Origin of the sequence: Streptomyces sp. NBC_01474 (assembly GCF_035918215.1) — a bacterium.
Lineage (GTDB): Bacteria > Actinomycetota > Actinomycetes > Streptomycetales > Streptomycetaceae > Streptomyces > Streptomyces aureus.
In genome coordinates this window covers 3,468,708-3,491,948 of sequence record NZ_CP109449.1, presented here as the reverse complement: position 1 = coordinate 3,491,948, position 23,241 = coordinate 3,468,708, and the positions used below count along the sequence as shown (strand labels likewise).

The 23,241-nt window shown below is 72.1% G+C and carries 22 protein-coding genes; 15 read left to right on the top strand and 7 right to left on the bottom strand.

Annotated elements, in window-relative coordinates:
* Nucleotides 1-15: 15 nt before the first annotated feature.
* Nucleotides 16-906: a thiopeptide-type bacteriocin biosynthesis protein gene (locus OG758_RS16165; RefSeq protein WP_326710663.1), complete on the top strand. Its 891-nt coding sequence runs from the start codon at nt 16-18 to the stop codon at nt 904-906.
* Between the two features lie 70 nt (nt 907-976).
* Here OG758_RS16165 and OG758_RS16160 read toward each other — a convergent pair whose 3' ends face one another.
* The 3 genes from OG758_RS16160 to OG758_RS16150 all read right to left on the bottom strand — a co-directional run bounded on the left by OG758_RS16160 (nt 977) and on the right by OG758_RS16150 (nt 3,396).
* Complete coding sequence (locus OG758_RS16160; RefSeq protein ID WP_326710662.1) at nt 977-1,504, bottom strand: YceI family protein; 528 nt, start codon at nt 1,502-1,504, stop codon at nt 977-979.
* A 96-nt stretch (nt 1,505-1,600) separates the two neighbouring features.
* A complete protein-coding gene (locus OG758_RS16155) occupies nt 1,601-2,413 on the bottom strand; it encodes an ABC transporter permease (protein ID WP_326710661.1) in 813 nt (270 codons plus the stop codon).
* Complete coding sequence (locus OG758_RS16150) at nt 2,410-3,396, bottom strand: ABC transporter ATP-binding protein (RefSeq protein WP_266674995.1); 987 nt, start codon at nt 3,394-3,396, stop codon at nt 2,410-2,412. Before OG758_RS16150 ends, OG758_RS16155 begins: the two co-directional genes overlap by 4 nt.
* Nucleotides 3,397-3,683: 287 nt before the next feature.
* On the opposite strand from OG758_RS16150, the gene OG758_RS16145 reads away from it, so the two are divergent.
* From OG758_RS16145 to OG758_RS16110, 8 genes are all read left to right on the top strand, one after another.
* Nucleotides 3,684-4,895, top strand: a complete 1,212-nt coding sequence (locus tag OG758_RS16145; protein ID WP_326710660.1) for an FAD-dependent monooxygenase — start codon at nt 3,684-3,686, stop codon at nt 4,893-4,895.
* A 108-nt stretch (nt 4,896-5,003) separates the two neighbouring features.
* Entirely contained in the window at nt 5,004-5,399 is a 396-nt protein-coding gene (locus tag OG758_RS16140) for a TOBE domain-containing protein (protein ID WP_326710659.1), read from the top strand.
* Nucleotides 5,400-5,550: 151 nt separating this feature from the next.
* Nucleotides 5,551-6,351, top strand: coding sequence for an ABC transporter ATP-binding protein (locus OG758_RS16135; protein ID WP_326710658.1), 801 nt, complete (start codon nt 5,551-5,553; stop codon nt 6,349-6,351).
* 3 nt (nt 6,352-6,354) lie between these two features.
* Nucleotides 6,355-7,692, top strand: a complete 1,338-nt coding sequence (locus OG758_RS16130; protein ID WP_326710657.1) for an ABC transporter permease — start codon at nt 6,355-6,357, stop codon at nt 7,690-7,692.
* Nucleotides 7,693-7,831: 139 nt separating this feature from the next.
* Nucleotides 7,832-8,218 (top strand): cell division protein SepF, encoded by a 387-nt coding sequence (locus OG758_RS16125; protein WP_116508805.1) that lies wholly within the window; start codon nt 7,832-7,834, stop codon nt 8,216-8,218.
* Between the two features lie 159 nt (nt 8,219-8,377).
* Nucleotides 8,378-9,532 (top strand): AAA family ATPase, encoded by a 1,155-nt coding sequence (locus OG758_RS16120; protein WP_326710656.1) that lies wholly within the window; start codon nt 8,378-8,380, stop codon nt 9,530-9,532.
* Entirely contained in the window at nt 9,529-9,861 is a 333-nt protein-coding gene (locus OG758_RS16115; protein WP_227297874.1) for a nucleotide pyrophosphohydrolase, read from the top strand. Before OG758_RS16120 ends, OG758_RS16115 begins: the two co-directional genes overlap by 4 nt.
* Before the next feature lie 161 nt (nt 9,862-10,022).
* Entirely contained in the window at nt 10,023-10,502 is a 480-nt protein-coding gene (locus OG758_RS16110; RefSeq protein WP_326710655.1) for a DUF6099 family protein, read from the top strand.
* 76 nt (nt 10,503-10,578) lie between these two features.
* Here OG758_RS16110 and OG758_RS16105 read toward each other — a convergent pair whose 3' ends face one another.
* Nucleotides 10,579-10,776, bottom strand: coding sequence for a hypothetical protein (locus OG758_RS16105; RefSeq protein ID WP_326710654.1), 198 nt, complete (start codon nt 10,774-10,776; stop codon nt 10,579-10,581).
* Nucleotides 10,777-11,020: 244 nt separating this feature from the next.
* Complete coding sequence (locus OG758_RS16100; RefSeq protein WP_326710653.1) at nt 11,021-11,944, bottom strand: LLM class F420-dependent oxidoreductase; 924 nt, start codon at nt 11,942-11,944, stop codon at nt 11,021-11,023.
* A 104-nt stretch (nt 11,945-12,048) separates the two neighbouring features.
* Here OG758_RS16100 and OG758_RS16095 point away from each other — a divergent pair, with 104 nt between their 5' ends.
* The 4 genes from OG758_RS16095 to argF all read left to right on the top strand — a co-directional run bounded on the left by OG758_RS16095 (nt 12,049) and on the right by argF (nt 18,552).
* Nucleotides 12,049-13,533: a 3' terminal RNA ribose 2'-O-methyltransferase Hen1 gene (locus tag OG758_RS16095; protein WP_326710652.1), complete on the top strand. Its 1,485-nt coding sequence runs from the start codon at nt 12,049-12,051 to the stop codon at nt 13,531-13,533.
* Nucleotides 13,530-16,100 carry a polynucleotide kinase-phosphatase gene (locus tag OG758_RS16090; protein ID WP_326710651.1) on the top strand — a complete coding sequence of 857 codons (2,571 nt, stop codon included), beginning with the start codon at nt 13,530-13,532 and terminating at the stop codon, nt 16,098-16,100. Before OG758_RS16095 ends, OG758_RS16090 begins: the two co-directional genes overlap by 4 nt.
* Nucleotides 16,101-16,175: 75 nt before the next feature.
* Nucleotides 16,176-17,399 (top strand): arginine deiminase, encoded by a 1,224-nt coding sequence (locus OG758_RS16085; RefSeq protein WP_326710650.1) that lies wholly within the window; start codon nt 16,176-16,178, stop codon nt 17,397-17,399.
* A gap of 145 nt (nt 17,400-17,544) precedes the next feature.
* On the top strand, nt 17,545-18,552 hold the full coding sequence (argF, locus tag OG758_RS16080) for an ornithine carbamoyltransferase (RefSeq protein ID WP_326710649.1): 1,008 nt from the start codon (nt 17,545-17,547) through the stop codon (nt 18,550-18,552).
* 26 nt (nt 18,553-18,578) lie between these two features.
* On the opposite strand, the gene OG758_RS16075 is transcribed toward argF, so the two are convergent.
* Nucleotides 18,579-19,037 (bottom strand): ATP-binding protein, encoded by a 459-nt coding sequence (locus OG758_RS16075; protein ID WP_372562092.1) that lies wholly within the window; start codon nt 19,035-19,037, stop codon nt 18,579-18,581.
* 291 nt (nt 19,038-19,328) lie between these two features.
* Between OG758_RS16075 and OG758_RS16070 the strand changes: the two genes are divergently transcribed.
* Together OG758_RS16070 and OG758_RS16065 are read left to right on the top strand one after the other, a co-directional pair.
* Nucleotides 19,329-20,156 (top strand): enoyl-CoA hydratase family protein, encoded by an 828-nt coding sequence (locus tag OG758_RS16070; RefSeq protein WP_326710647.1) that lies wholly within the window; start codon nt 19,329-19,331, stop codon nt 20,154-20,156.
* A gap of 2 nt (nt 20,157-20,158) precedes the next feature.
* Nucleotides 20,159-22,435 (top strand): bifunctional salicylyl-CoA 5-hydroxylase/oxidoreductase, encoded by a 2,277-nt coding sequence (locus tag OG758_RS16065; protein WP_326710646.1) that lies wholly within the window; start codon nt 20,159-20,161, stop codon nt 22,433-22,435.
* Here the strand turns inward: OG758_RS16065 and OG758_RS16060 are convergent.
* The gene (locus tag OG758_RS16060) at nt 22,419-23,240 is read right to left on the bottom strand and encodes a PaaX family transcriptional regulator (protein ID WP_326710645.1); all 822 of its coding nucleotides are present in this window, start codon (nt 23,238-23,240) and stop codon (nt 22,419-22,421) included. The genes OG758_RS16065 and OG758_RS16060 overlap by 17 nt on opposite strands.
* Between the last annotated feature and the right edge of the window lies 1 nt (nt 23,241).

Below are 23,241 nucleotides of genomic sequence, written 5' to 3'. Positions count from 1 at the left end.
ACTCAGGGAGACCTCATGACATGGAGCTCGTGGCACCTCCACCTCGCCACCACCGCCCGGTCCGCGCACGACCGCGTCCTGACCGACGTGATCGGCCCCACGATCGGCGAACTCGCCCCCGGCACAACCTGGTTCTTCATCCGCTACTGGCAGGCGGGACCCCATCTGCGGCTGCGGATAAGGGACTTGGAGCCGGATGCGTATGACCGAGTCGAGGAGGTGCTGCGCGTCCGGCTCGCCGACGCCGGCACGCTCGGGCCCGGCGAGGAGCCGCTCGACCCCGACGCCTACCTCGAAGGCGCGGGAGCGCTCGCCTCCGCGGGCGAGCAGGGCGACGACCGGCACGTACGTGCCATGCTGGCCCCCGGCGTCCACCGCGCCGACTACGACCCCGAGTTCGACCGCTACGGCGGCCCCGCCCTGATGCCCGCCACCGAGGACCTGTTCCGGCTCTCCAGCGAGCTCGTCCTGCGCCTCGCGCCGAAGGCTCCCGCGCAGGCGCAGCGGTCCCTGCTCGCCCTGCGCGGCACCATGGCCGCCGCCGCAGCCCTCGGTGACACCGCCGAACGCGGCTACTTCTACGCGCACGGCCTCGGCGCCTGGCGGGCCTGGGCCGGGGAGGCCGGCTACCCGGGCGAGCTCCTCGACTCGCTGACCACGATCACCCGGGACGCCGGGGCCAAGCCCGTGGACCCGCTCGCCCACGGCCCGTTCGCCCACTGGCACGACGGACTCGCCGCCCTCACCGGCGACATCCGGGAGAAGTCCCCGACCCACCCCGGAATGATCCTCTTCTCGCACGCCCACATGCTCCACAACCGCCTGGGCCTGAGCCTCCTGGAGGAGCTGCGCAACTACGCCTGGCTGGCGCATGTCTTCCCGGTCGCGGAGGGCGCCCTCGCCTGACCGGCAGCACGCACAACGAGGCCCGGCCGGTGAATCACCGGCCGGGCCTTCGTGTTGCGCCGCACGCGGCTCAGGCGCGCACGAACACCGCCGTCACCCGCACCCGCAGCCGGGGACCCACCAACGCCCGCATCGCGCTCACGCCGCACGCGTGCCGGTCGACCGTCGCCGACGCGCGGACGACCGTGCGGGCGTCCTCCGGGACGACCTCGTCGACCGTGAGGACCAGCGGCACCGCACGGCCCTTGACCGACAGCAGGCCCGACACGGTCCAGGGCTCGCCCGCGGCGAGGGTCTCACCGTCGAAGCGCAGGAGCGGGTGGTGCTCCGTGTCGAGGAAGGCGGGGCCACGGACGGCGTCGTCCCGGCGCGGGTTCCCGGTCGTGAAGCCGGCCGCGTCGAGCGCGACGTCGAGGTGCCCGAGCCGGCCGTCCCCGTCGAGTTCCGCGGCACCGGAGCGCACCGGCATCGACCCGGTCACCGGGAGGAGGAGAAAGTGCCGGCCGGTGAACTCGACGGAACTGGCGGAGGGTTCGAGGGTCCAGGCGCCGGCGAGGTCGGCCGGCCCTGGGCGCGTGTGCGGTTCGGTGAGCGACATGTGAGGGGGTTCCCTTCGGGAAGTGGGGGGTGGGGCGGGGTGCCGAGGGGGCCTCCGAGGAGGCCCCCAAGAAGTGCGCGGGGTACGGCGCGTGGCCTACTCCGGCCTCGGGTCCCAGCGGAAGCTGCGCACCGAGATCAGGGCGCCGACGACACCCCAGGCCGCGAGGACGGCGAGGTCGCGCCACTGGTAGCCGGAGTTCTGCGCGAACGGCGCCAGCATCGCGTCGTTGAACGGCTTCACCGGGAGCAGCCCGGCGATGTTGTTGAGGACCTCGGAGTGGATCGGGAAGTAGCTGCCCGAGATGAACACCAGCGGGAACTGGATGAACTGCACCACGGCGGGCGCCGCTTCCGAGTTCTTGATGAGTGAGGCGACGCCCACGCCCAGCGCGCAGAAGCTCGCCGCGCCGAGAACGAGGGTGAGCATGATCGCGCCCCAGTGCGTCGGCAGCGGCACGTCGTACAGCGAGCCGATACCGATGACGAGCGCGACGTCGACGACGCTCACGACGATGCAGTGCACGAGCAGGCCCGTGAAGTAGACCCAGGCCGGCAGCGGTGTCGCGTGCAGCCGCTTGAGCACCCCGGTCTGCCGGCGCATCGCGAGGACGATCGCCAACTGCCCGTAACAGGCGCCCAGTACGGACACCGCGGCGATCGTCGGCGTGTAGTACTGCATGCCGGACAGGCCGAAGAAGAACTTGTCGTCGGCGCTGCCGCTGAACACCGCGCCGAAGATCGCGATGATGACGATCGGCAGCACGAACGTGAACACCATCGACTGCGGGTTGCGCCAGAACGACAGCTGTTCGTACCGGATCTGGTGGCCGAGCAGCGCCAGCGGGCTCCGCTCGGTGCGCGCGGTGCGCCCGGCGCCGGCGGCCGTGGTCGGGGTCAGGGTGGTCATGAGCGGCTCCGTCCGGGTCGGCGCCCTCGCCGCGAGGACGGTCCGCGCCCGCGTTCGGAGGACGGTGAGGATGCTTCCTGTTCCGCGTACTTGCTGGTCAGGCCCAGATAGATGTCCTCGAGCGTGGGCTGCTCCACGGTCAGGCGCTCCAGCGGGGTGCCGCGCCGCAGCGCCCACTCGGTGAGCCGGTGCAGCGCCGCCGTCGGCTCGTCCGACTCCGCCGTGACCAGGCCCTCCTGCACATCGCTCACCTGCAGCGGCACGTCGGTGAGGGCCGCGCCGTGCGGCAGCAGGAAGCGGATCCGGGCCAGCGCGCTGTCCCGGCCGCCCAGTGTGTCGGGCGTGCCCGCGGCGACGATCTCGCCGCCCGCGATCACGGCGACCGAGTCGGCGAGCGCCTGCGCCTCGTCCATGTAGTGCGTGGTCAGGACGATGGTGGTGCCCGCGTCCCGCAGGTTCTTGACGACCTCCCAGGCGCCGCGCCGCGCGTTCGGGTCGAAGCCTGTCGTCGGCTCGTCCAGGAAGAGGAGCTGCGGGTTGCCGACGACGCCGAGCGCCAGGTCGAGCCGCCGCTTCTGCCCGCCGGACAGGTCCTTCACCTTCGCGCCGCGCTTCTCGTCGAGCCCGACCAGGTCGATGACCTCGTCGATGCCGCGGGGCGCGGGGTAGTAGCCGGCGTTGCGCGCGATCGTCTCGCGCACCGACAGATACGGCTCGACGGCGATGTCCTGGAGCACGAGCCCGATCTGCCCGCGCAGCCACTTGCCGTCCGCCTTCTTGCCCGGGTCGCGCCCGAGCACCTCGACACTCCCGCCGTCCCGGCCGCGGAAGCCCTCGAGGATCTCCAGTGTGGTGGTCTTGCCCGCGCCGTTCGGTCCGAGCAGGGCGAAGATCTCCCCGTCCGAGACGGTGAAGTCGACCCCCCGTACGGCCTCGTGGTCCCCGTAGCGCTTGCGCAGGCCCTCCACGGCCACCGCGGTCACCGCGGTCCCTCCGCTTCCGTCACTGTGTGCCTCCCGGCGTCGTCAGATCTCGCTGTCACCTGGAAGTTAGGCCCGGCCAGGGGCCCTTGAGCCGCCGTGGCCCGGTTCCGATGACGGACGTCACGCAAGCGGCGACAGTTGTCAGGTCAGGGGGTGACGGCCGTTGCCGCGCGGGCCGGGAGCCGCCGATGCTCTGGGAGCGGCGAAGGGCGGGACCCGGGCCACCGGGTTCCCCGCACCGCCGCGCACATGGCCGGCAGACAGCGACGCGGAAGGCGGTCCCAGACGTGCGGTTCGGGGAAGTGGGCGAAGGGGAACGGCCGCGGATCACTGTGGTCGGCGCGGGCATCGGAGGCCTGGCACTGGCCGGCGCGCTGGCCGCGCACGACATGCCGTACGTGGTCTTCGAGCAGACCCGGCGCCTCGCGGAGGTGGGGGCGGGCGTCCAGCTCTCGCCGAACGCGATCAGGCCGCTGCTGCGCCTCGGCCTCGGCCCGGCGCTGCGCGAGCACGCCGTGCGCATCGAGGCGATGGAGGTACGCGGCTGGACCGGCCGCCCCATCGCCCGTACACCGCTCGGCGAGGACTGCGAGCGGATGTTCGGGGCGCCGTACTACGCGATCCACCGCGCGCATCTGCACGAAGCGCTGCTGTCGCTGGTCGACCGGGACAGCCTCCGGCTGGGCCAACGCCTGCGCGGCGCCGATGAGCTGGGCGACGACGGTGCCCGGCTCACCTTCGAGGACGGCACCGTCCGCGACGCGGAGGTCGTCGTCGGCGCCGACGGCATCCACTCGACCGTCCGCGAGACGTTCCTGCGCGACGAGCCGGTCTTCGCGGGGCTCGGCATCTACCGGGGCCTGGTCCCCGTGGACCGGCTCCCCGACGAGGCGCGCGCCGCCCTTGTGCGCCTCTGGCTCGGCCCCGGCGGGCACTTCGTCTGCTACCCGGTGTCCGGTGGCCGCCACCTCAGCTTCGCCGCGACCGTCCCCATGACGGACGCGCCGCCCGAGTCGTGGTCGGCGCCCGGCGACCCGGAGGAGCTGCGCCGCGCGTTCGGCTCCTGGACGGGCCTCGTCTCCGACATCGTCGAGGCCGTCGAGGTGACCCATCAGTGGGCGCTCCACGACCGGCCGCCGCTGCGGCAGTGGTCGAGCCGCCACATCACGCTTCTCGGCGACGCGGCGCACCCGATGCTGCCGTTCATGGCGCAGGGCGCCAACCAGGCCGTCGAGGACGCGATGGACCTGGCGGCCTGCCTCGCCGCCCCGACCGACGAGTCCACCGGCACCCGCCTCGCCCGTTACGAGTCCCTGCGTATTCCGCGCACGGCCGAGATCCAGCGCGGTTCCCGCGGCAACGCCGGCGTGCTGCACCTGCCCGACGGCCCGGCCCAGCGCCGCCGCGACGCGCAGATGGCGGTGCACGCCGCCCTGCGCGACCGGACGACGCTGTACGCCCACGAGACGGGACGCAGCGTGGTGCCTTCGGGAGTGTGACTTCCGGGGCGTGCCTATGAGGGTGTGACTACGGAGGTGTGACTTCGCAGGTGTGCCTTTTCGAGGCGCGGTGTGACGGTACGTCGGCCGCCGTCTACTGTTCGGCGCATGCAGTCCTACACCATCGGGCAGGCGGCGCGTCTGCTCGGCGTCAGCCCCGACACGGCACGCCGCTGGGCCGACGCGGGCCGCGTTGCCACCCACCGCGACGAGGGCGGCCGCCGCCTGATCCGCGGGCAGGACCTGGCCGCCTTCTCCATCGAGGTCGGCCAGTCGGGACCCGACCCGGAGGACGCCTCGTACACCTCCGCGCGCAACGCCTTCCCCGGCATCGTCACCGGTGTGCAGCTCGGCGACGTGGCGGCCCAGGTCGAGATCCAGGCGGGCCCGCACCGGCTCGTCTCGCTCCTGACCCGCGAGGCCGTCGAGGAGCTCGGCCTGGAAGTGGGCATGCAGGCCATCGCCCGCGTGAAGTCGACCAACGTGCACATCGACCGCACCTGAGCCGGCCCACCGGGCACCCGGATGCGGGGGGTGTACGTAGCAACACCCGAGGTCCGGGCCGTACGCCCCCTGTGCCGGAAAGTCGCCGTCCCTAACGTCGTGGTCATGGCGCAGACAGCGCCGTGACGACGACGGTGGACGGGGAGAGACCATGTTCCGACGTACGGGCCGGGCGGGCGGCAGCGGACCGGCAGGACACGGCGGCGAGGCCCTGCGCCTCGTCAAGGTCAGCAAGACCTACGGGGCCGGGGAGGGCGCCGAGAACGCAGTGACCGCACTCGACGACGTGACCCTGAGCCTGCGGAGCGGGACCTTCACCGCCGTGATGGGTCCCTCCGGCTCGGGCAAGTCCACGCTCCTGCAGTGCGCGGCCGGACTGGACCGGCCCGACAGCGGCATCGTGATGGTCGACGGCGAGGAGATGACGGGCGGCACCGAGGCGGCCCTCACCAAGTTCCGCCGCCGCCGGATCGGCTTCGTCTTCCAGCAGTACAACCTGCTGCCGACGCTGACCGTCGCCCAGAACACCACCCTCCCGCTCAGGCTCGCGGGGCGGCGCGTGAACCGGGCCCGCGCCCAGGAGATCCTCACCCAGGTCGGCCTCGGCGACCGGCTCGGCCACCGCCCCGAGCAGCTCTCCGGCGGCCAGCGCCAGCGCGTCGCCATCGCCCGCGCCCTCGTCACCGAACCGAGCGTGATCTTCGCGGACGAACCGACCGGAGCCCTCGACACCCGCAGCGCGCGCGACGTCCTGCGCCTCCTCCAGGAAGCAGTGCGCCTGCACGGCAGGACCGTCGTCATGGTGACGCACGATCCGGTCGCCGCCTCGTACGCGGACTCCGTGCTCTTCCTCGCGGACGGCCGCCTCGCGGGCGAGATGACCGCACCCACCGCCGACGCCGTGGCCGAGCGCCTCGCGCACCTCGGTGACACCACGCCGGCGGGGGTGTGAGCCGTGTTCGCACTCGCCCTGCGCTCCGTCCTGCTGCGCCCCGGCCGCCTCCTCGCGACGCTCCTGTCCGCCTTCCTCGGCGCGGCGGTCGTCATGACGTTCAACTCGCTGCACGACACGGCGCGCGCCCCCGGCGTCGACCACGTCAGCGCGGAGACCCTCACCACCGCGGCGAGCGTCGTCGGCGGCTACGGAACCCTCCTCGTGTTCTTCGCCGTCGCCTCCACCCTGACCATGAACGTCCGCCAACGCGCCGACGAGATCGCCCTCCTGCGTCACACCGGAGCCACCCCCGCCCAGATCAAGCGCATGATCGTCGGAGAGTCCGTCATGGTCGCCCTCGCCGGTTCGGTGCTCGCCGTCGGGCCCGCCATGCTCGGCGGCCACGCCCTGCTCGACGTGTTCAAGGACGGCGGCCAGGTCGCCGACGGCGTCGATCACGTCTTCGGTCCCATCGCCCTCATGTCCGGTGTCGCGGTCACCCTGCTCGCCTCCGCGGGCGCCGCGTTCCTCGCGGTGCGGCGCGCCACGAGGAACGCCGCCGGAATGCGTCAAGGGCGAGGCAGGGCACGGAAGTTCGCTGCCTGGGGCGCGCTCGCCGTCGGTGCCGCCGGTGTCCTGAGCACCTTCGCGATGAAGGCCACCGACGCGGCCCTCATGGCGGCGCCCGCCTACGGCGCGATCCTGCTCTCCGTAGGCTTCGCGCTCCTGTCCCCGGCCCTGCTGCGGGCCCTCCTGGACCGCGCCGAACCTCTGCTCACCGCACTCACCGGCGCGAGCGGCTATCTGACGGTACGGAACATGCGGCAGCGCGCCGAGCAGCTCTCCGGCGTCCTGATGCCGCTGATCCTCTTCACCGGCATGGCCACGACCACCCTCTGCATGCAGGCCGCCGAGAACGACGCGATCAAGTCGTCGGGTCTCGCCGAGTCGGTCGAGGACAAGAACCTGGAGACCCTCAACTTCGTGGTCGTCGGCATCATCGTCGTCTTCGCCTGCGTGATGCTCGTCAACACCCTGTACGCGGCGACCTCCTACCGGGTCCGCGAGTTCGGGCAGCAGCGCCTCGCCGGCGCCACTCCGGGGCAGGTCCTCGGGACGGTCGCGGTCGAGAGCCTCGTGCTCACGGTGACGGGTGTGTTCTTCGGCACGGTCGCGGGCCTCGCGGGAATCGTGCCCTTCACCACCGTCCGCACCGACTCGATCCTGCCCGGCCAGGGCCTCGGGATCTGGCTCACGGTCGTGGCGTTGGCGGCCACGGCGACGTTCGTGACCAGTCTGGGCACGGCCCGCAGGACCCTGCGCGTCAGGGCCGTGGACGCCGTCGCGATCGCCGCCTGACACCGGATCCGCCCGCCCGGCACGGTCCGCGCCCGCCACCACGGCGGAGGCGGACCGTGTCGCTGTTGGGCTGAACGGGTGAGTTGGCGTAAGAATGGCGGGTGCAGAAAAAAGTACGAGCCCGGACGGGGTGGGGGCAGTGAACAGCCACGACGTCACTGACGAACAGTGGGAAGGGCTCGCCCAGGTCGTACCTCTGCGCGGCCGTAACGCATGGCCGTCGGCAGTCGACCACAGGGCCGTTCCCGAAGCGGAGACCGAGGCGCGGCGACGGTTCGTCGTCCTGCGGGTCAACGTGTTCGCGGACGCCCGCGAGGTCGCCGAGACCGTGATGACGGGCATCCCCGTGCTGCTCGACCTGAGCGGCGCCGAGTCCGATGTCGCCAAGCGTGTCCTGGACTTCAGCAGCGGCGTGGTTCTCGGCCTCGGCTGCGGCATGCACCGCGTCGACCGCAATGTCTTCCTGCTCGCCCCTCCCGGCACCGAGGTGCAGGACTTCGTGGCGGGGGCCGTTCCCCGGGTCTAGGGCTTTTCCTTTGGATCAGGCCGGATCAGGCCCCGCGAGCCCGGCCTGATCCAGACGAGAGGCCCTGGTCACCCGGCCCAGGCCTCCGGTCCCCCGATCGAAGGAAGGTCCGCCCGGAATAACGGTTCTCCGGGCGGAGTGCCGCCTACCGTCCGGGACATGACCTTGCTCGCGCGGGACGGCGGCGCGCCCCCGGCCCCCCAGAACCGGCCGAGCCTCACCGAACTGCGGCTCTCCGCCTTCGCCGCGCACCGAGGCGCCGGCTTCCCGATCGGCCCGCTGACGCTCTTCGCCGGGCCGAGCGGCAGCGGCAAGTCCAGCGCCCTGAAGGCCTACGAGGGTCTGGCCCGGCTCGGCGGCGGCGCGGCCCTCGACGAGGTGTTCCCCGACCCGTCCGCCTGCGTCCCCGACCGGGCCCGGCCCGACGCGCAGCGACGCCGCGGCTTCCGCATCGGCTGCACCGTCACCGGGCCCGTCGGCCCGGTCCGCCTCGACCTCGCGATCCAGGCGGAGCCCGAACTGCGCATCGTCGGCGAGCGGTTGACCTGCGACGGCCGCACTCTCCTGGAGACCGCCCTGCGCGACCCCGGACGCCGCGTCGTCCAGTCCGCCTGGCACACGGCGGGGGCAACCCCCGTGACCCGCGCACCCCTTCCGGACGACCTGCTCGGCACGGCGCTCCTGCCGCTGCGCGTCGCGGGCAGGACGGAAGGCCAGCGGCTCGTCATCGCCGCCGCCGAACAGGTCGTGGTCGCCCTGCGCTCCGTCTTCTCCTGCGACCCCCGGCCCGACCGCATGCGCCGCCCCGCCCCGGCCGCCGCCGACCGCCTCCTGAGCGGCTGCGACAACCTCGCGGCCGTCCTGTGGCGCACACGCTCCGAGTGCGGCACCCGGCACGCGCTGCTCGTCGCCGCAGCCCGCGCCGGCTGCGCGGGACCCGTCGTCGACGTCCTGTCGGAGGACCTCGGCAACGGCACGGTACGGGCCGTGCTCGACCGCGGTGACGGGCTGCGCACCCCCGTCGACCGGCTCGGGGACGGAGAGTTGAGGTACCTGGCGCTCGCGCTGGTCCTGCTCACCGGCCCCCGGGTGCTCGCGGTCGACCCGGCGGCGGAGGTCCCCGAGGCGTACCAGACGCTCACCGTCCTCGCCGACGGCCTCGACCGCAGCCTCGACCCGCGGCAGCTGCGTGAGCTGACGGCGCTCGCGGTGCGGATGTGCGGGCGCGGGCACATCCGGCTTGCGGGGGCGGTCGGCGACGGGACGTGGGCGGCGCGGGAGCACGGCGCGGCGGTGGTAGACCTGGGGCCGTGACAGAACTTGATGTGGCGGGGCTGCAGCGCCGGCTGGCCCGATTCGCGGCGGCCAGGAACTGGGAGCAGTACCACACGCCGAAAAACCTGGTGGCCGCGCTGAGCGTGGAGGCGTCCGAACTGGTCGAGATCTTCCAGTGGTTGACCCCGGAGGAGTCGGCCGGCGTGATGACGGACCCGGACACGGCGCACCGGGTGCGCGACGAGGTCGCGGACGTCCTCGCGTATCTGCTGCAACTGTGCGAGGTGCTCGGGATCGACGCGCTGGCGGCGCTGTCGGCGAAGATCGACCGCAACGAGGACCGGTTTCCCGTGCCTGGGGAGGGCTGAGACCGGCTGGAGGGTCGCGCGACCGGTCTTGTCACTCTATGGAGTCACGAAATTATCAACATTGGACTCCGTGTCCACAGATTTCGGTCGTCCTCTGGCTTTTCACCTCTCGGACCCTCACTCTGGGTAGTGGACAAGGGAGTTCGGGACGGGGGCGGCGCATGGACGCGGTGCGACTCATCAGGGCGAGCCGACGGGCCCTGGCGGAGAGCCAGGACGCGCCGGCCATCACGCGGGAGGCATGGCAGGCCCAGGCCCTCGCACAGGCCATGGGGAACAGGCTGGCGAGAGAGGGCCCGCCGGAGCTGAGGGGCGAGGCGCTCGGACTGAGCGAGGCGGGCGGCAGAGGCTGCTCGGGCTCGGCGATCCCGGTCATCGGGTCGGGCGGCATACGGGCGGCGCAGCTCACGGAGCTGCCGGAGGCGCACAAGGCGCTGATCGGTCTGGCCGCGCTGCTCGGCGAAGTGGGGATCGCCCTGGTGGGCATAGCCAGCGAGGCGGAGGAGGAGGGGGCCTACTGGCACTGCATGGACGCCATCGACGCCGCCGACGAATCACGGGACAGGGTCCTCGAGATAATCCGCCGGCTCGGGCTGCGCCGCGACACCATGTCGGAGTCGGAGCCGGACTCGGCGGCGTAGGGGCCGCCAGTCGGTGCGGCTGTGGCAGCGGGCTTCGGGGGCGCACCGGCCTCGGTGCGACGCGCCCCCGGCGGGGTCAGAGGCGGTGGCCCCCGTCGGCGGACGGGGCGCCGGGTCCGGTGGACTGCTGGAGGTCGGCGTCGAGTTGCGACAGATCCGCGTTGAGCGCGGCCATCAGCTCTTCCATCTGCTGGAGCAGACCCTTCGGTGCGCCCTTCTGATCCGGCACGGCCGGTTCGCGCACGACCTGCTCGGACATGGCTTCCTGGGACATGACGGCCTCCTCGGCCCTCGCCCGGCAGCGGCAGCCGCCGCCGGTGCGGGTGCGGGTGCCGGGCGGTCCGGCTCCGCCCGAGCCAACGATCACTCGCGTGGACGGGTCACTGGCGCGCGCCCTGGCCACGTGCCCGGTTGACGGATATTCACCCGACAGGGGCGGAGGCGGAGCGGCGGACCAGCGGAGCTGACGCTCAGCCGTGCAGCCGTGCAGCTGCTCAGGAAGCCAGGAGGCGCGTGGTCTAGGAAAGCTGGGGCATTACCTCGGTGGCGATCAGCTCCAGGTGGTCCAGGTCGTCCAGGTCGAGCATCTGGAGATACATCCGCTGCGAGCCGACGGCCTGGTACGCGGCGATCCGCTCGACGACCTCGGCCGGCGAGCCGGCGAGCCCGTTCGCCTTCAGTTCGTCCACATCGCGGCCGATGGTGGCGGCGCGGCGCCTGACGTCGGCGTCGGTCTTGCCGACGCACGCGACCAGGGCGTTGGAGTAGACGAGGCTGCCGGCGCTCCGGCCGTGCTCCTCCGCCGCCGCACGGACCCGCTTGAACTGCTGCTCCGTGTCGGTGAGCGACGCGAACGGGATGTTGAACTCGTCGGCGTACTGCACGGCGAGCGCCGGGGTCCGCTTGGCGCCGTGCCCGCCGATCAGGACCGGCACCTTGTTCTGCGCCGGCTTCGGCAGCGCGGGGGAGTCCTTCAGCTGGTAGTACGTGCCGTTGAAGCTGAAGCGCTCGCCGACGGGCGTGCTCCACAGGCCCGTGACGATGGCGAGTTGCTCCTCGAGGCGGCCGAACTTCTCCTTCGGGAAGGGGATGCCGTAAGCCTCGTGCTCCGCTCCGTACCAGCCGGAGCCGAGGCCCAACTCCACGCGTCCGCCCGACATCTGGTCGACCTGCGCGACCTGGATCGCGAGGACGCCCGGGAGACGGAAGGTGCCGGCGGTCATCAGTGTGCCCAGGCGGATCCGCTTGGTCTCGCGAGCGAGGCCGGCCAGCGTGATCCAGGCATCGGTGGGGCCGGGGAGCCCGTCGGCGGAGCCCATGTGCAAGTAATGGTCGGACCGGAAAAACGCTCCATAACTGAGGTCTTCAGCGGCCTTCGCCACGCGGAGAAGAGTCTCGTAGGTGGCGCCTTGCTGCGGTTCTGTGAATACTCGAAGATCCATCCAGCCATCATGCACGGGTCACTTCTGGTGACCTTTTAGAACCGCAGCGTCCCCGGGGAGAAATGCGTGGTCGGGGGCGGTACTGGCGGACCATACTCGGACGCGTGTTCCTGACGATCAGCACGACCGGCACCCCTGAACGCCCCGCGACCGACCTCGGGTTTCTGCTGCACAAGCATCCCGGCAACGCGCAGGCGTTCTCCACCTCGCACGGAACCGCGCACGTCCTCTACCCGGAGGCGTCCACGGAGCGCTGCACCGCGGCGCTGCTCCTGGAGGTGGATCCGGTCGCGCTCGTGCGCCGCGGCAAGGGCAAGGGCCGTGGCGGCGCCCCCGACGCGGCGCTCGCGCAGTATGTGAACGACCGGCCGTATGCCGCATCGTCCCTGCTCGCCGTGGCGATCGGCAATGTGTTCTCCAGCGCCCTGCGCGGACAGTGCAAGGCCATGCCCGAGCGGGCCGAGCAGTCGATGCCGCTGCGTATCGAGGTACCCGCGGTGCCCGCGCGCGGTGGGGCGGCGCTGGTGCGCCGGCTCTTCGAGCCGCTCGGTTGGGCCACGGTGACGGCCGACCCGGTGGCGCTCGACGAGCAGTTCCCCGAGTGGGGCGACTCGCGCTATGTGCGTCTCGTCCTGGAGGGCGAGCTGCGCCTCGCCGAAGCGCTGCGGCATCTGTATGTGCTGCTGCCCGTGCTCGACGACGCCAAGCACTACTGGGTCTCGGCCGACGAGGTCGACAAGCTGCTCCGGGCGGGTGAGGGCTGGCTGCCCACGCACCCCGAGCAGAAGCTGATCACCAGCCGCTACCTCTCGCGACGCTGGGCGCTCACCCGCAGCGCCATGGAGCGCCTGGAGCTGGTGCGGCTCGCCGACGCGGACGACACCGACGTGGAGGACATCGACAACGCGGTCGACGAGGCGACGGACACCGAGGAGCAGCCCGTACCGCTGGCCGTTCAGCGGCGCGACGCGATCACCGCCGCGCTCAGGGCCGCCGGGGCGGGGCGCGTGCTGGACCTGGGCTGCGGACAGGGCCAGTTGGTGCACGAGCTGCTCAAGGACACCCGGTTCACCGAGGTCGTGGGGGTCGACGTGTCGATGCGGGCCCTGACGATCGCCGCCCGGCGCCTCAAGATCGACCGGATGGGAGAGCGCCAGGCCTCCCGCGTCACGCTCCTCCAGGGCTCGCTCGCGTACACCGACAAGCGGCTCAAGGGATACGACGCGGCGGTACTGAGTGAGGTCATCGAGCACCTCGACCTGCCGCGGCTGCCCGCACTGGAGTACGCGGTGTTCGGCTCCGCGCGGCCGAGGACGGTCCTCGTGACGACGCCGAACGTCGAGTACAACGTCCGCTGGGAGACCCTGCCCGCCGGACACGTCCGGCACGGCGACCACCGCTTCGAGTGGACTCGCGAGGAGTTCCGTACCTGGTCGCGCGCGGTGGCCGAACGGCACGGCTACGGCGTGGAGTTCGAGCCCGTGGGTCCCGACGACCCGGAGGTCGGCCCGCCCACGCAGATGGCCGTCTTCACCCTCACCGACCAGACCCTGACCGACCCGAGCCCGAAGGAGGCGAAGGCCGCATGACCACCACCGGTTCCCACGCTCGTACGCTCCCCGTCACCGACCTGTCTCTCGTCGTCCTCGTCGGCGCCTCGGGGTCCGGCAAGTCGACGTTCGCGCGGCGGCACTTCAAGCCCACCGAGATCATCTCCAGCGACTTCTGCCGAGGGCTCGTCGCCGACGACGAGAACGACCAGAGCGTCAGCCGCGACGCGTTCGACGTGCTCCACTACATCGCGGGCAAGCGCCTCGCGGCCGGGCGGCTCACCGTCGTCGACGCGACCAACGTCCAGCAGGAGAGCCGCAAGCAGCTGGTCGACCTGGCACGGCAGTACGACGTGCTGCCCATCGCCATCGTCCTCGACATCCCCGAGGAGGTCTGCGCCGCGCGCAACGCGCAGCGCGCCGACCGCGCCGGCATGGCACGCCGCGTCATCTCCCGGCACACCCGCGAACTGCGGCGCTCCCTCCGTCACCTGGAGCGCGAGGGCTTCCGCAAGGTGCACATCCTGCGCGGCGTCGAGGAGGCCGACAGCGCCGAGGTCGTACGCGAGAAGCGCTACAACGACCTCAGGCACCTCACGGGCCCCTTCGACATCATCGGCGACATCCACGGCTGCGCCTCGGAGCTGGAGACGCTGCTCACCGGGCTCGGCTACGTGGACGGTGTGCACCCCGAGGGCCGTACGGCGGTCTTCGTCGGCGACCTCGTCGACCGGGGGCCCGACTCCCCGGGCGTCCTGCGGCGCGTCATGGCGATGGTCAAGTCGGGTCACGCGCTGTGCGTGCCCGGGAACCACGAGAACAAGTTCGGCCGTTACCTCAAGGGCAGAAGGGTCCAGCACACGCACGGCCTCGCCGAGACCGTCGAGCAGTTCGCGGGGGAGAGCGAGGAGTTCACGCAGGAGGTCGCCGAGTTCGTCGACGGCCTCGTCAGCCACTACGTCCTCGACGGGGGCAAGCTCGTCGTGTGCCACGCGGGCCTGCCCGAGAAGTACCACGGGCGCACGTCCGGGCGGGTGCGCTCGCACGCGCTGTACGGGGACACGACCGGCGAGACCGACGAGTTCGGCCTGCCGGTGCGCTACCCGTGGGCCGAGGAGTACCGCGGCAGCGCGGCCGTCGTCTACGGCCATACACCGGTCCCGCAGGCCACCTGGCTCAACAACACCATCTGCCTCGACACCGGCGCCGTGTTCGGCGGCAAGCTGACCGCGCTGCGCTGGCCGGAGCGTGAACTGGTCGACGTACCCGCCGAGAAGGTCTGGTACGAGCCGTCGAGGCCGCTGCGGACCGAGGCGCCCGGCGGCCAGGACGGGCGGCCGCTCGACCTCGCCGACGTGCACGGACGACGGTCCGTCGAGACGCGGCACGCCGGACGCGTCGCCGTGCGCGAGGAGAACGCGGCGGCGGCTCTCGAGGTCATGAGCCGCTTCGCCGTCGACCCGCGCCTGGTCCCGTACCTGCCGCCGACCATGGCGCCCACGGCGACCTCCGGCGCGGGAGCCTGTGGCGGAGCCGCCGATGAACACTTCCTGGAGCACCCCGCCGAGGCCTTCGCCCAGTACGCCGCCGACGGAGTCGGGCGCGTCGTGTGCGAGGAGAAGCACATGGGCTCGCGGGCCGTGGCCCTGGTGTGCCGGGACGCGGATGTGGCGCGTGAGCGCTTCGGCGTCCCGGAAGGGCCCACCGGCGCGCTCTACACCCGTACCGGACGGTCCTTCTTCGCCGACGAGCAGGTCACCGAGGAGATCCTCGGCCGGGTGCGCGCCGCCGTCACGGACGCGGGGCTGTGGGACGAGCTCGACACGGACTGGCTGCTGCTCGACACCGAGCTCATGCCCTGGTCGCTCAAGGCGTCGGGCCTGCTGCGCTCGCAGTACGCCGCCGTGGGCGCCGCGTCCGGTGCCGTGTTCCCGGACGCCATCGCCGGTCTGGAAGCGGCGGCGGCACGCGGTGTCGACGTGGGCGAACTGCTCGGCAGGCAGCGTGAACGGGCCGTCGACGCGGCCGCGTTCACGGACGCCTACCGGCGCTACTGCTGGACGACGGACGGGCTCGACGGGGTGCGGCTCGCGCCGTTCCAGATCCTGGCCGTGCAGGGCAGGTCGCTGGCCGCGCTGCCGCACGACGAGCAGCTCGCGCTCATCGACCGGATGGTCGAGCACGACGGCTCGGGGCTCCTGCAGACCACCCGGCGGCTCTTCGTGGACACCGGAGACGAGGCGTCCGTGAGCGCCGGTGTCGACTGGTGGCTGGAGATGACCGGGCGCGGCGGCGAGGGCATGGTCGTCAAACCGGTCGAGGCGCTCACGCGCGACGGCAAGGGCCGGCTCGTACAGCCCGGAATCAAGTGCCGTGGCCGTGAGTACCTGCGGATCATCTACGGTCCCGAGTACACGCGCCCCGACCACCTGGAACGCCTGCGCGGCCGCTTCCTCGGGCACAAGCGCTCGCTCGCGATCCGCGAGTACGCGCTCGGTCTCGAGGCGCTGGACCGGCTCGCGGACGGGGAGCCGCTGTGGCGGGTCCACGAGGCGGTGTTCGCGGTCCTCGCGCTCGAGTCGGAGCCGGTCGACCCGAGGCTGTGAGAGCGCTGATGTGAGCCGCCACCCAGCTCCTTGATTGCACGGGCGCGGGCCGTCCGGCCGGGGAAGGATGGATCCATGGGATTCCACGTCGACTCCGAGGCCGGGCGGCTGCGCCGCGTCATCCTGCACCGCCCTGATCTGGAGCTCAAGCGGCTCACGCCGAGCAACAAGGACGCGTTGCTCTTCGACGACGTGCTGTGGGTGCGCCGCGCGCGGCAGGAGCACGACGGGTTCGCCGACGTGCTGCGCGACCGCGGCGTGACCGTGCACCTCTTCGGCGACCTGCTCACCGAGGCGCTCGCCATCGGGGACGCCAGAACCCTCGTCCTCGACCGGGTCTTCGACGAGAAGGAGTACGGTCCGCTCGCCACCGACCACCTCAGGGCCGCCTTCGAGACGATGCCGGCCACGGACCTGGCCGAGGCGCTGGTCGGCGGCATGACCAAGCGGGAGTTCCTCGACCGGCACCCCGAGCCGACGTCGGTCCGCTTCCACGCGATGGACCTCGACGACTTCCTGCTCGGCCCGCTGCCCAACCACCTGTTCACCCGCGACACCTCGGCCTGGATCTACGACGGCGTCTCCATCAACGCGATGCGCTGGCCCGCCCGGCAGCGCGAGACGGTCCACTTCGAGGCGATCTACCGGCACCATCCGCTGTTCCGCGACGTGGGCTTCCACCTGTGGTCGGAGGGACAGGCCGACTACCCGTCCACGATCGAGGGCGGCGACGTCCTGGTGATCGGGCAGGGCGCCGTACTCATCGGGATGAGCGAGCGCACCACCCCGCAGGCCGTCGAGATGCTGGCGCACAAGCTGTTCGCGGCGGGCTCCGCGCAGACGATCGTCGCCCTCGACATGCCGAAGCGGCGGGCGTTCATGCACCTCGACACCGTGATGACGATGGTCGACGGCGACACGTTCACGCAGTACGCGGGGCTCGGCATGCTGCGCTCGTACACCATCGAACCGGGCGTGGGGGAGCGGGAGTTGAAGGTCACCGACCATCCGCCGGAGCACATGCACCGGGCCATCGCGGCCGCGCTCGGCCTCAGCGAGATCCGGGTCCTGACCGCCACGCAGGACGTGCACGCGGCCGAGCGGGAGCAGTGGGACGACGGGTGCAACGTGCTGGCCGTGGAGCCGGGCGTGGTCGTCGCCTACGAGCGCAACGCGACGACGAACACCTATCTGCGCAAGCAGGGCATCGAGGTCATAGAGATCCTGGGCAGTGAGCTGGGACGGGGGAGGGGCGGCCCGCGCTGCATGAGCTGCCCGGTCGAGAGGGACCCCGTATAGAGCGTTGGCCCCCGGGACATCGTGGTACCCGGAACATATGGAGCGGTGGCCCCCGGAGCTGACCCTGTATATAAATGTGGAGCATCGTATAGACTTCCAGCAACTCTGATGCCCTAGCCCTTTACGCGTACCCCAGGAGCGCCCCATGGCGACAGTCCGTCCCGACCTCACCGGCCGCCACTTCCTCAAGGAGGTGGACTTCACCGCCGAGGAGTTCCGCGGCCTGATCGACCTCGCCGCCGAGCTGAAGGCGGCCAAGAAGGCGGGGACGGAGACGCGGCACCTCGCGGGCCGGAACATCGCGCTGATCTTCGAGAAGACCTCCACCCGGACGCGCTGCGCCTTCGAGGTCGCCGCGGCCGACCAGGGCGCTTCCACGACCTACCTGGACCCGTCCGGCTCGCAGATCGGCCACAAGGAGTCCGTGCGGGACACCGCCCGGGTCCTCGGCCGGATGTTCGACGCCATCGAGTACCGCGGGGACAGCCAGTCCGGCGTCGAGGAGCTAGCCGCGTACGCGGGCGTGCCGGTCTACAACGGCCTGACCGACGCCTGGCACCCCACGCAGATGCTCGCCGACGTGCTCACGATGGTCGAGCACTGCGACAGGCCGCTGGACCGGATCGCCTTCGCCTACCTCGGTGACGCCCGCTTCAACATGGGCAACTCGTACCTGGTGACCGGCGCGCTGCTCGGCATGGACGTCCGTATCGTGGCGCCGCGTGAGTACTGGCCGGCCGAGGAGATCGTCGCGCAGGCCCGCAAGCTCGCCGAGACGAGCGGCGCCCGCATCACGCTCACCGAGGACATCCCCGAGGGCGTCGCGGGGGCCGACTTCGTGGTCACCGACGTCTGGGTCTCCATGGGGGAGCCCAAGGAGGTGTGGGCCGAGCGCATAGCCGCTCTCGCGCCGTATGCCGTGACGATGGACGTCCTGCGCGCCACGGGGAACGCGGACGTCAAGTTCCTGCACTGCCTGCCGGCCTTCCACGACCTGGGCACCAAGGTCGGGCGCGAGATCCACGAGGCGTACGGCCTGGACTCGCTGGAGGTCACGGACGAGGTCTTCGAGTCGGAGCACTCGGTCGTCTTCGACGAGGCCGAGAATCGGCTGCACACCATCAAGGCGATCATGGTCGCCACGCTGGCCTGACGCCCGCCCCGCAGGGGAGGCGCGTACTACTCCGGGCTTCTCCGCTGCGTCGGCACCGCGGGAAGGGTGAACCAGACCGCCTTGCCGGACGCGGTGGGGCGATGTCCGCAGGACGAGCTCAGGGTGCGGATGAGCAGCAGCCCGCGCCCGTGCTCCTGCCACGGGTCCGGCTCCCCGGCCGGACCGGGCAGGGTCAGATCGCCGGGCGGCGCCGGGTCCCCGTCGTGCACCTCGACCTGACAGCCCGACGCCAGCAGCTCCACCACCAGCTCGATGGGGCCCGCCCCCGCCGTGTGCTCGACGGCGTTCGCCACCAGCTCGGCCGTGAGCAGCTCCGCCGTGTCGCTGTCGGCGACGGGCGACTCGATCTCCGCCAGGGCCGTGCGCACCAGGGCGCGCGCGACCGGCACCGCGGCCGCGGTGTGCGGCAGTGCGATACGCCAGGAGGTGGGGGCAGGCGGTGTGGGCACGGCGGGTCCGTTCAGGGGGCAGGTGTCCTGACAGTGGGTGACAGGGGCTGACAGCGGGGGAGCTGTCCTGCTTTCAACCATACGAATGGTAAGGCGTCGCTGGACAGAGCCGCCCGACGCCCTTTCTCCGGGACGTTCGTCACTTGTCTCATACGCGCTCCCTACCTGGGCTGAACACCTGCCGTCAGGATCGCGTATCGCGTACTCGTGACGGAAGTCACGAAGCGGTGATAACTTCATGGAACGACGTGCCTGACACGGGCGCGCCGACCGTCCGCCGCCCCCGCCCGAGGAGGCCGCACCGCCATGAGTCCCTTCACCGGCTCCGCGCCCCGCACCGACGACTGGCGGCATCTGAGGTACGCCGTCGACGACGGGGTCGCCACCGTCACCCTGGCCCGCCCCGACAAGCTCAACGCGCTCACCTTCGGCGCCTACGCCGACCTGCGCGACCTGCTCGCCGAGCTGTCCCGCGAGCGCTCCGTACGCGCCCTCGTCCTGGCCGGCGAGGGCCGCGGATTCTGTTCCGGCGGTGACGTGGACGAGATCATCGGCGCCACCCTCGCCATGGACACGGCCCAGCTCCTCGACTTCAACCGGATGACCGGCCAGGTAGTACGGGCCGTGCGCGAGTGCCCCTTCCCGGTGATCGCCGCCGTGCACGGGGTCGCTGCGGGCGCGGGCGCCGTCCTCGCCCTCGCCGCCGACTTCCGCGTCGCCGACCCGAGCGCCCGCTTCGCGTTCCTCTTCACCCGCGTCGGCCTGTCCGGCGGCGACATGGGCGCCGCGTATCTGCTGCCCCGCGTCGTCGGCCTCGGCCACGCGACGCGTCTGCTCATGCTGGGCGAGCCGGTGCGCGCCCCCGAGGCCGAGCGCATCGGGCTGATCAGTGAGCTGACCGACGAGGGCCAGGTCGACGAGGCCGCGCAGGCCCTGGCCCGCCGCCTCGCCGAGGGTCCCGCCCTCGCGTACGCCCAGACCAAGGCCCTGCTCACCGCCGAACTCGACATGCCGCTGGCCGCCGCCGTCGAAATGGACGCCGCGACCCAGGCCCTCCTCATGAACGGCGAGGACTACGCCGAGTTCCACGCGGCCTTCACGGAGAAACGCGCGCCCAAGTGGCAGGGGCGGTGACCATGGGACCCCTGCGTGTGGCGGTCATCGGCGGCGGACCCGGCGGCCTGTACGCCGCCGCCCTCCTCAAGCGGCTCGACCCGCGCCGCGACATCACGGTCTGGGAGCGCAACGCCCCCGACGACACCTTCGGCTTCGGCGTCGTCCTCTCCGACGAGACGCTCGGCGGCATCGAGGGCGCCGACCCCGTCGTCCACGCCGCGCTCCAGGCGGAGTTCGTGCGCTGGGACGACATCGACGTCGTGCACCGCGGCACCCGCCACACCTCGGGCGGCCACGGCTTCGCCGCGCTCGGCCGCCGCAGGCTCCTCGAAATCCTCCACGAGCGCTGCCGGCAGCTCGGCGTGAACCTCCGCTTCCGCTCGGAGGCGCCCTCGGCGGCGGACCTCTCCCGCGACCACGACCTGGTCGTCGCCGCCGACGGAGTGCACAGCGCGACCCGCGAAGCGCACGCCGACACGTTCCGGCCGCGCGTCGAGGAGCACCGCTGCCGCTACATCTGGCTCGCCGCCGACTTCGCCTTCGACGCGTTCCGCTTCGAGATCGCCGAGACCGAGCACGGCGTCATGCAGCTGCACGGGTACCCCTATACGGGGGGCGACAGCACCGTCATCGTCGAGATGCGCGAGGAGGTCTGGCGGGCGGCCGGGTTCGACGAGCTCGACGTGAGCGAGTCCGTCGAACGCTGCGCCAAGATCTTCACCGAGGCCCTGGGCGGCCGTGGCCTCAGGTCGAACAACTCCGCCTGGACCGCCTTCCGCACGGTCGTGAACGAGAAGTGGTCGCACGGGAACGTCGTCCTCGTCGGCGACGCCGCGCACACCGCGCACTTCTCCATCGGCTCCGGCACCAAGCTCGCCGTCGAGGACGCCCTCGCGCTCGCCGCCTGCCTCCAGGAGCAGCCCACCACGGCCGAGGCGCTTGCCGCGTACGAGGCGGAGCGGCGGCCCGTCGTCGCCTCCACCCAGCGCGCGGCCCGCGCCAGCCTGGAGTGGTTCGAGAACATCGGTCTCTATCTCGACCAACCCGCACGCCAGTTCGCGTTCAACCTCCTCACCCGCAGCCGCCGCGTCACGCACGACAACCTGCGCCTGCGCGACCCCCGCTTCACCGAGGCCGTCGAACGCGACTTCGGCTGCCCGCCCGGCGCACCCCCCATGTTCACGCCGCTGCGCCTGCGCGATCTGACCCTGCGCAACCGTGTCGTCGTCTCCCCCATGGACATGTACTCGGCCCAGGCCGGCGTCCCCGGCGACTTCCACCTCGTCCACCTCGGCGCGCGGGCCCTCGGCGGCGCCGGACTCGTCATGACCGAGATGGTGTGCGTCAGCCCCGAGGGCCGCATCACCCCGGGCTGCACCGGTCTCTACACGACGGAACAGGCCACGGCCTGGCGCCGCATCACCGAGTTCGCGCACACCCAGGCCCCCGGCACCGCGGTCGGCGTCCAGCTCGGGCACTCCGGACGCAAGGGCTCCACGAAACTGATGTGGGACGGCATCGACGAACCGCTCCCCGACGGGAACTGGCCGCTGGTCGCCGCGTCCCCCCTCCCGTACAAGCCGGGCAGCCAGACTCCGCACGAGCTGGCGACCGGCGAACTCGCAGATGTCCGCGAACAGTTCACGTCCGCCGCCCTGCGCGCCGCCGACGCCGGCTTCGACCTCCTCGAACTGCACTGCGCCCACGGCTATCTGCTGTCCGGCTTCCTCTCGCCGCTGAGCAATCACCGGACGGACGCGTACGGCGGCTCGCTCACGAACCGGCTGCGCTTCCCCCTCGAAGTGTTCGACGCCGTACGCGACGTGTGGCCCGGCGACCGGCCCATGACCGTCCGGATCTCCGCCACCGACTGGGCGGAAGGCGGCACGGACGCCCACGACGCCGTGGAGATCGCCCGCGCGTTCGCGGCGCACGGCGCCGACGCGATCGACGTGTCGACCGGACAGGTCGTCGCCGACGAGAAACCCGCGTACGGACGCTCCTACCAAGTGCCGTTCGCTGACCGGATCCGCAACGAGACCGGCATCCCGGTGATCTCGGTCGGCGCGATCTCCTCGTGGGACGACGTCAACTCGCTGATCCTGGCCGGTCGCACCGACCTGTGCGCCCTGGCCCGCCCTCACCTCTACGACCCGCACTGGACCCTGCACGCGGCGGCCGAACAGGGCTACGCGGGTCCCGGTGTCGCCTGGCCGAAGCCTTACGAGGCGGGCAGCCGGCCACCCCAGACGGGACGGTCGGACGCTCCCAAGCCCCGGCTCACGCTGGGTGGTTGAGGGTGGTGAACGCCGCCCCCGCGTCCCGCAGCCGCTCGTGCAGTGCCCGGAACACGCTCGCCGACCGCGTGCCCGGCCACCGCGCCGGCAGCAGCCCGGCGGGCAGCCCCGGGTCCGCGTACGGCAGATGGCGCCAGGAGTCGAGGGCGAGGAGGTAGTCCCGGTACGCCTCTTCCGGCGCGGCGTCGTCGGGGGAGCGGGCCTGCCAGGCGGCGAGCACCGGCGCGTGCTCGTCGAGGAACGCCTCGTGCAGCGCCGCGAGACGGTCCAGGTCCCACCAGCGCGCGACCGCGTCGGCCGTCGCCGCGAAACCCAGATGCTCGCCGCGGAACAGATCGACGTACGGGGAGAGCCCGAGGCGTTCCAGGGTGTGCCGGGTCTCCTCGTGCAGGCCCGCCGGGGCGATCCACACGCCGGGCGCCGCCGAGCCGAAGCCGAGCCCGGCCAGCCTTGAGCGCAGGACGTGCCGCTTGGCGCGCTCGGCCTCCGGCACGGAGAACACGGCGAGCACCCAGCCGTCCGCCTCGCCGGCCGGCGCTCCGTAGATGCGCCGGTCGCCGTCGTCCAGGAGCTGCCGCGCGGCCCGCGACAGCGCGTACCCGGCGGCGCCCGACCCCGTGCGCTCCGGCAGGAGCAGCCCGCGCCGCTTGAGGCGGGACACGCAGGACCGCACGGCGGGCGCGTCGACGCCGACCGCGCCGAGGAGGCGGATCAGCTCGGCGACGGGCACGGGGCCGGGAAAGCCGCGCCCGTAGGCGCCGTAGAGGGTGACGATCAGGGACCGGGGAGTGTGCAGCTCGGACACG